At 69.1% G+C, this 7,359-nt stretch carries 4 protein-coding genes and 1 pseudogene; all 5 read left to right on the forward strand.

Annotation, left to right across the window (positions count from 1 at the left end; all coding sequences use genetic code 11):
* Positions 1-116 precede the first annotated feature (116 nt).
* On the forward strand, positions 117-1,352 hold the full coding sequence (locus AC3XYG_RS11135) for a TolC family protein (protein ID WP_489139896.1): 1,236 nt from the start codon (positions 117-119) through the stop codon (positions 1,350-1,352).
* Positions 1,352-2,713 (forward strand): efflux RND transporter periplasmic adaptor subunit, encoded by a 1,362-nt coding sequence (locus AC3XYG_RS11140; protein ID WP_489139897.1) that lies wholly within the window; start codon positions 1,352-1,354, stop codon positions 2,711-2,713. Before AC3XYG_RS11135 ends, AC3XYG_RS11140 begins: the two co-directional genes overlap by 1 nt.
* Positions 2,710-5,883, forward strand: a pseudogene (locus tag AC3XYG_RS11145) (efflux RND transporter permease subunit). The gene AC3XYG_RS11140 and the pseudogene AC3XYG_RS11145 overlap by 4 nt, the downstream one beginning before the upstream one ends.
* A gap of 141 nt (positions 5,884-6,024) precedes the next feature.
* Positions 6,025-7,008 carry a sugar-binding transcriptional regulator gene (locus AC3XYG_RS11150; RefSeq protein WP_489139898.1) on the forward strand — a complete coding sequence of 328 codons (984 nt, stop codon included), beginning with the start codon at positions 6,025-6,027 and terminating at the stop codon, positions 7,006-7,008.
* Between the two features lie 30 nt (positions 7,009-7,038).
* Positions 7,039-7,359: hypothetical protein (locus AC3XYG_RS11155; RefSeq protein ID WP_489139899.1), on the forward strand; the 321-nt coding region annotated here is incomplete at its 3' end.

A 7,359-nucleotide genomic window follows, 5' to 3' on the forward strand; every position in this document is an offset into this window, starting at 1 on the left:
GATGTCCGGCACCTATGCCCTGCATCTGGCGGCCAAAGTGCAGGGCGAGCCGGACACCGTCCGGGGCACCATCACCACCGACCTGGTGAAGTGACGTGCGCGTCGCATGGATGCGGTTGGCTGCCAGCGGAGTGCTGGCAGCCGGCCTGGTGGCGGGTCTTCCGTCCCTGGCCCAGCCGGCCGACGACACGCTCGGCGCCGCCGTCGACGGCCTGCGCGCGGCCGGCCGGCACCTCAGCCCCGCCCTGCGCGCCGCCGCGCTGCAGACGGACGCTGCGGCGGCAAAGGCCGACGGTGCGGACGCTCTCGACGACCCGACGATCAGCGACAGCTATCAGTCTTACCGGGACCCGGGGGTGTTCAGCGCCCACACGGTGACCTTGTCCCAGTCCTTTCCCTTGTGGGGGAAGCGCGACCTGCGCCGCGAGGCGGCGCTGGCCGATGTCGATGCCGCCCGCGGGCGAGAGCAGGCGGCGCAGGACGAGATCGACGAGAAGATCAAGGTCGCCTTCGCCGAATACTATGTGATCACCCGGACTATCGCGGTGAACCGGGAGGTCGCCGGGCTGGCCCGGCGGATGCGGGACGCGGCTGAGGCTCGCTACGGCCAGGCCTCGGGCGAGCAGGCCTTCGTGCTGCAGACCCTGGGCGAGGACACGAACGCCAAGGTCGAGGCGATCCGGCTGGACGGGGAGAGGGCCGCCGCCCGGGCACGGCTGAACGCCCTGGTCGGCCGTGCAGCCAATGCCGTCCTGGCCGACCCTGTCGCCATGCGGCCGCTGCCGGCTGCGGAGCCAACCCTGGCCGATCTTCTGGATCGCGCCCACGCCGCCAATCCCACCTTGTCCGCCGGCAGCGCCGCCATCGCGGCGGCCAGGACACGGAGCACCCTGGCCGACAAGGCCTGGTACCCGGACCTGACGGTCGGCGCCGGGCCGATCATCCAGACCAACGACCAGCCGGTCGGATTCGCGGCCACCATCGGCATCAACATCCCGCTTCCCTGGGGCCGTGAGGCCTCCGGCCAGCAGGAGGCCGCGGCGGAGCTTGCGGCGACGCAGCAGAGCTTCACCGCATCGCAGCTGGAGATCGAGGGCGCGCTGGGCGAAGCCCTCGCCAGGCTCCACGCCGCCCGCGCCACCGAGGCGCTGCTGCGCCGGGAGTCGATGCCGCAAGCCCGGGCCGGCTTCCAGTCGGTGCTGGCGAGTTATCGCCAGGGCAGCGGCGAACTGGCCACGGCCATCGCCGCCCAGCACCAGGTCCACGACGTTGAGATCCGGCTGCTGCAGGTCCAGCTCGACCAACAGGTCCAGCTGGCCGCGATCGAACGCCTGGTCGGGGGTGACCTGTGATGCGGCGCCTCCTGCTCGGCTGCGCCGCGATCATCGCGGCTGGCGCCGCCTGGGCCGACGATGCCGCCCGGTCGCCGCTCTACTACCAGGACCCGGACGGCAAGCCGTTCTACGCGGCGGCTCCCCGGAAGACTGGGGACGGCCGCGACTACCGGCCCGTGTTCCGGGACGACCGCGCTCCTGATGTGCCAGCCGGCCCGGCGCCCCCGCCGGCGGCGAAGAGTGATCACCGGATCCTCTACTACCGCAACCCGATGGGGCTGGCGGACACCTCGCCCAAGCCCAAGCAGGATTCGATGGGCATGGATTACCTGCCCGTCTATGCCGATGAGGGCAGCCAGGACGATCCGCCCGGAACCGTGCGGATCAGTCCGGGCCGGCTGCAGACCCTGGGAGTGCGCACCGCCGCTGCGGTGATGCGGCCGGCCTCCGCCCGGACCGTCAGCGCCACCGGCACCCTGCAGTTCGACGAACGGCACCTGGCCACCGTCACCATCAAGGTCTCCGGCTGGATCGAGTATCTGGCCGTGGCCGCGACCGGGGATCCGGTGCGGCAGGGCCAGGTTCTGGCCGAGATCTACTCGCCGGAGCTGGTGGCATCCGAGGAGGAGTATCTGGTGGCGGTCCGGATGGGCGGCGCGATGAGTGCCGCGGCAATGCAGCGCCTGCATGCGCTCGACATCCCCGATGACGAAATCGAACGCCTGCGCCGCACCGGCCGGTCGTCCCGCCGCATCGCCGTCATGGCACCGGCCGATGGCGTGGTCGTCGACAAGCCGATCCAGCAAGGCATGCGGGTCGAAGCCGGCGAGGCGCTGTACAAGACGGCGGATCTGTCCCGCGTCTGGCTGATCGCCCAGGTCCAGGAACGGGACCTGGGCGCGATTGCGACCGGGGCGTGGGCCACGGCCAGCTTCGTCGCCTTTCCCGGCCGCAGCTTCCGGGGCATCGTCGACTTCATCTACCCCAGCCTGTCGCCGGAGACGCGCACCGCCCGGGTCCGGATCGTGATGCCCAACCCGGACGGGGTGCTGCTCGCCGCCATGTACGCCAATGTGCAGATCGGCACATCGGCCGGGACGGAGCCTATCCTGTCGGTGCCGGACTCAGCGGTGATGGACAGCGGCAGCCGGCAGGTCGTGCTGCTGGCGCGGGACGCCGGCCGCGGCTCGAAGCGGCCGGTCCACCTCGGCATCCGCGGCGACGACTGGGTGCAGGTCGTCGACGGGCTCAAGCCGGGCGACCAGGTCGTGGTCGGCGCCAATTTCCTCATCGACGCCGAAAGCAATCTTCGCGCCGCCCTGCAGGGCTTCGCGGACGGCGCCGCCTCGAAACCCTCCGAACCGGGTGACACCCCATGATCGGACGCCTCATCGAGCTTTGCGCCCGCAACAGGATGCTGGTGCTGCTGGCCACCCTGATCCTGGCCGGTGTCGGGGTGTGGTCGGTGATCAACACGCCGCTCGACGCCCTGCCGGATCTCTCGGACAAGCAGGTGATCGTCTACACCGAATATCCCGGGCAGGCGCCCCAGGTGGTCGAGGACCAGGTCACCTATCCCCTGACCACGGCACTGCTGGCCGTGCCGCATGCCAAGGTCGTGCGCGGCTTCTCGGATTTCGGCCTGTCCTTCGTCTATGTCGTGTTCGACGACGGCACCGACCTTTATTGGGCGCGGTCGCGGGTGCTGGAGTATCTGAACTTCGCCGCCAAGCGCCTGCCGCCCGGCGTGACCCCCGCCTTGGGGCCGGATGCCAGCGGCGTCGGCTGGGTCTACCAGTATGTCGTGGTCGGCGCGCAACGGACGCTGGCCGAACTGCGCAGCATCCAGGACTGGATCGTCCGCTACAACCTGGTCACGGCGAAGGGCGTCGCCGAGGTCGCCAGCGTCGGCGGCTTCGAACGGCAGTACCAGGTCGTGGTCGATCCGCGGAAGCTCCAGGCCTACGGCATCCCGCTCGACCGGGTGTCCGATGCGATCCGCGCCAGCAACCTCGACGTCGGCGGCCGGACCATCGAGATGAGCGAGACCGAATACATGGTCCGCGGCCGCGGCTACCTGCGCAATGTGCAGGACTTGGACAATGTCGTGCTGATGGCCGATCCGGGCGGGTCCGGCACGCCGGTGCTGCTGCGGGATGTGGCGCGTGTCGAATTGGGGCCCGATGAGCGGCGCGGCATCGCCGAAATGAACGGCACCGGCGAAGTCGTCGGCGGCATCGCCCTGAAGCGCGACGGCATGGATGCGCTGACCACGATCGGCAACATCAAGAGCAAGCTCGAGGAGCTCAAGCCCGGATTGCCGGAGGGGGTATCGATCGAACCGGTCTATGACCGGTCGCAGCTGATCGACGGCGCCATCAACACGCTGACCCACACCCTGGTCGAAGAAAGCCTGATCGTCGCCGCCGTCTGCTTCATCTTCCTGCTGCATGTCCGCAGCGCCCTGGTGGCGATCCTGACCCTGCCGATCGGCGTGCTGCTGGCCTTCGCCGGCATGCACGCCCTCGGCATCGGCTCGAACATCATGAGCCTCGGCGGCATCGCGATCGCGCTCGGCGCCATGGTCGATGCGGCGATCGTGATGATCGAGAACGCGCACAAGCATGTCGAACGGCTCAAGCCCGGCGAGGCGCGGGGCCCTGCCCTGATCGCCGCCGCCAAGGAGGTCGGCCCGTAGCTGTTCTTCAGCCTGCTGGTGATCGTCGCCTCGTTCCTGCCGGTCTTCGCGCTGGAGGACCAGGAGGGCCGCCTGTTCAAGCCGCTGGCCTTCACCAAGACCTTCGCCATGGCCGGCGGCGCCATCCTGTCGATCACGCTGGTGCCGGTGCTGATGCTGTTCTTCGTCCGCGGCCGCATCGTCCCGGAAGGCCGGAACCCGATCAACCGGGTGCTGATCTGGCTCTACCGGCCGATCATCCGCGTTGTCCTGCGCATCCCGGTCCTGACCGTGCTGGCCTCCGTCATCGTGCTCGGCGTCACCGCCTGGCCGATGTCGCAGCTCGGCAGCGAATTCATGCCGAGCCTGAACGAAGGCACGCTGTTGTTCATGCCGGTGACCTTGCCGGGATTGTCGGTGACCAAGGCGGCGGAGCTGCTGCAGACGCAGGACCGCATCATCAAGTCCTTCCCCGAGGTCGCCTCGGTCTTCGGCAAGGCGGGCCGGGCGATGACGGCGACCGACCCGGCACCGCTGGAGATGAGCGAGACGGTGATCAACCTGAAACCGCCCAGCGAATGGCCCGCCGGCAAGACGGTCGACCAGCTGATCGCCGAGATGAACGGGGCCCTGCAGCTGCCCGGCGTCAGCAATGCCTGGACCATGCCGATCAAGGCCCGCATCGACATGCTGTCGACCGGCATCCGCACCCCCGTCGGCATCAAGGTCTTCGGCCCAGACCTGCACGAGCTGGAACGCCTGGCGACGGAGGTCGAGCGTGTCGTGCACGACGTGCCAGGCACCACCAGCGCCTTCGCCGAGCGCCTGGAAGGCGGCCACTATGTCGAGATCGTCCCCGACCGCGAGGCCGCCGCGCGGTACGGGCTGTCGGTGGACGACGTGCAGAAGGTCGTCGCGGCGGCCCTCGGCGGCGAGACGGTCACGACCACGGTCGAGGGCCGCGAACGCTATGGCGTCAATCTCCGCTATCCCCGTGACCTGCGCGACGACCCGGAGTCGATCGCGAGCCAGGTGCTGGTGCCCACCGTCGGCGGCGCCATGGTGCCCCTGGGCCAGATCGCCAGCGTGAAAATCACCATGGGCCCACCCAGCATCCGCACCGAGAACGCCCAGCCGGTGTCCTACATCTATGTCGATCTCCAGGGCCGCGATCTCGGCGGCTATGTCGCCGAGGCGGCCCGGACGGTGGCCGAGGAGGTGAAGCTGCCGCCCGGCTATCACATCGAATGGAGCGGCCAGTTCGAGTATCTACAGCGGGCCGAGGCGAAGCTGAAGATCGTGGTGCCGGCCACGCTGGTCGTGATCCTGGTGCTGCTGTTCCTCAATTTCGGGCGGCTGGCCGAGACCCTGATCGTCATGGCCTCGGTGCCCTTCGCGCTGGTCGGCGGCGTCTGGCTGATGTGGGGGCTGGGCTACAACATGAGCGTCGCCGTGGCCGTCGGCTTCATCGCCCTGGCCGGCGTGGCGGCCGAGACCGGCGTGGTCATGCTGATCTATCTCGACCACGCCCTGACCGAGATCCGCGAGCAGCGGCTTCGGGAGGGCAGGACGGTGAGCCGGGCCGACCTGGGTCGCGCGATCATGACCGGCGCCGTGGAGCGGGTGCGGCCGAAGATGATGACCGTGGTCGCGATCATGGCCGGGCTCGTGCCGATCCTGTGGAGCACCGGGACCGGCTCGGAGGTGATGCGCCGCATCGCCGTGCCGATGGTGGGAGGCATGGTCTCCTCCACGGTCCTCACCCTGCTGGTGATCCCGGCGATCTACGCCATCGTCAAAGGGTGGCGGCTGCCCCGATCGGGCACCGTACCGGCGATGACGCTCCAACCGGTTCCGTCGCCGGCGGAGTGACGGCATCCGCCGGGCCTCGGGAACGGGGCCCGGCGGATCGACGACGGGGGCCACCGGCACGCCCTTGACCGCTGCACTCGCATGAGCCATCCTGAAATTCTGTTCAGTCACTGAAAAAAATTACAGGACTGCCGACACGGGATGGACGACCAAGTCAGCCTCGCCACGCGCGCCGCGTGGCTGTCCTATGTGCGCCGCCTGACGCAGGGCGAGATCGCGGACCGGCTGGGCGTGTCGCGCGTCAAGGTCCACCGCTTGATTTCGCTGGCCGAGGAGCTGGGGCTGGTCAGCGTCCACATCGCCGGCCGCCCGGCCGAATGCCTGAAGCTCGAGGACGGGCTGATCGACCGGTTCGGCCTGGGCTTCTGCCGCGTCGTCCCGGCAATCGACGAGGACGACCAGCCCTTCGAGGCGCTGGGCGCCGAAGGGGCCGCCTATCTCTCGCGCTATCTCGAGACGCCGGGCGCCAAGATCATCGGCGTCAGCCATGGCCGCACCCTGGCCGCCCTGGTCAACCGGCTGCCGCGGATCGCGGCGTCGGATGCCAAATTCGTCTCGCTGCTGGGCAGCCTGACCCGCAAATCCGCCGCCAACCCGTTCGACGTGGTGCAGCGCCTGGCCGACAAGACCGGCGGCGAGGGCTATTTCATGCCGGTGCCGATGGCCGCCGACAGCCTGAGCGACAAGGCGGTGATGCTGTCGCAGAAGAGCGTCCAGGCGGTGCTGGCGCTGGCCCATCAATCGACGCTGTGCGTCGTCGGCGTCGGCGAACTGGGGCCGCAGGCGCATATGCTGCAGACAGGGGTGCTGACCCGGTCCGAATATGACGATCTGCGCGCCGCGGGCGCGGTCGGCGACCTGACCGGCCAGTTCCTGGACGTGAACGGCCGCCGCGTCGCCTCCGAGGTCAACGACCGGGCGCTGAGCGTCGGGCTGGACGATCTGCGCGGGCGGAAGGTCGTCGCCATCGCCGGCGGCGCGATCAAGGCCGACGCCATCACCGCCGCGCTGATGAGCGGCGCGGTGACCGATCTGATCATCGACGAATCCGCGGCGGTGGCGATGGCCGCGCGCCGCGGAGCCCGGCCGCCACCACAACGGCAGGGCCAACGCGAGACCAGCTGACAACCATAATCATCGAGGGAGGATACAGTGGTGAACCGCACGACCGATCTCTTTGACCGCCATGTCGCCGGCGGCCTGTCGCGGCGAGAACTGATGACCGGTGCGGCCAAGCTCGGCATCGGCGCCGCAACGGCCGGCTTCCTGCTGAACCAGGCCGGCACCCGGGCGCTGGCCGCCGGCGGTCCCGACTTCAAGAAGTTCTCCGGCAAGAAGATCAGCCTGCTCTTGAACAAGCATCCCTACACGGATGCGATGATCGCCAATCTCGACAACTTCAAGAGCATGACCGGGCTGGACGTCAGCTACGACGTGTTTCCGGAGGACGTGTATTTCGACAAGGTCACCGCCACG

The organism is Inquilinus sp. (assembly GCF_057815775.1).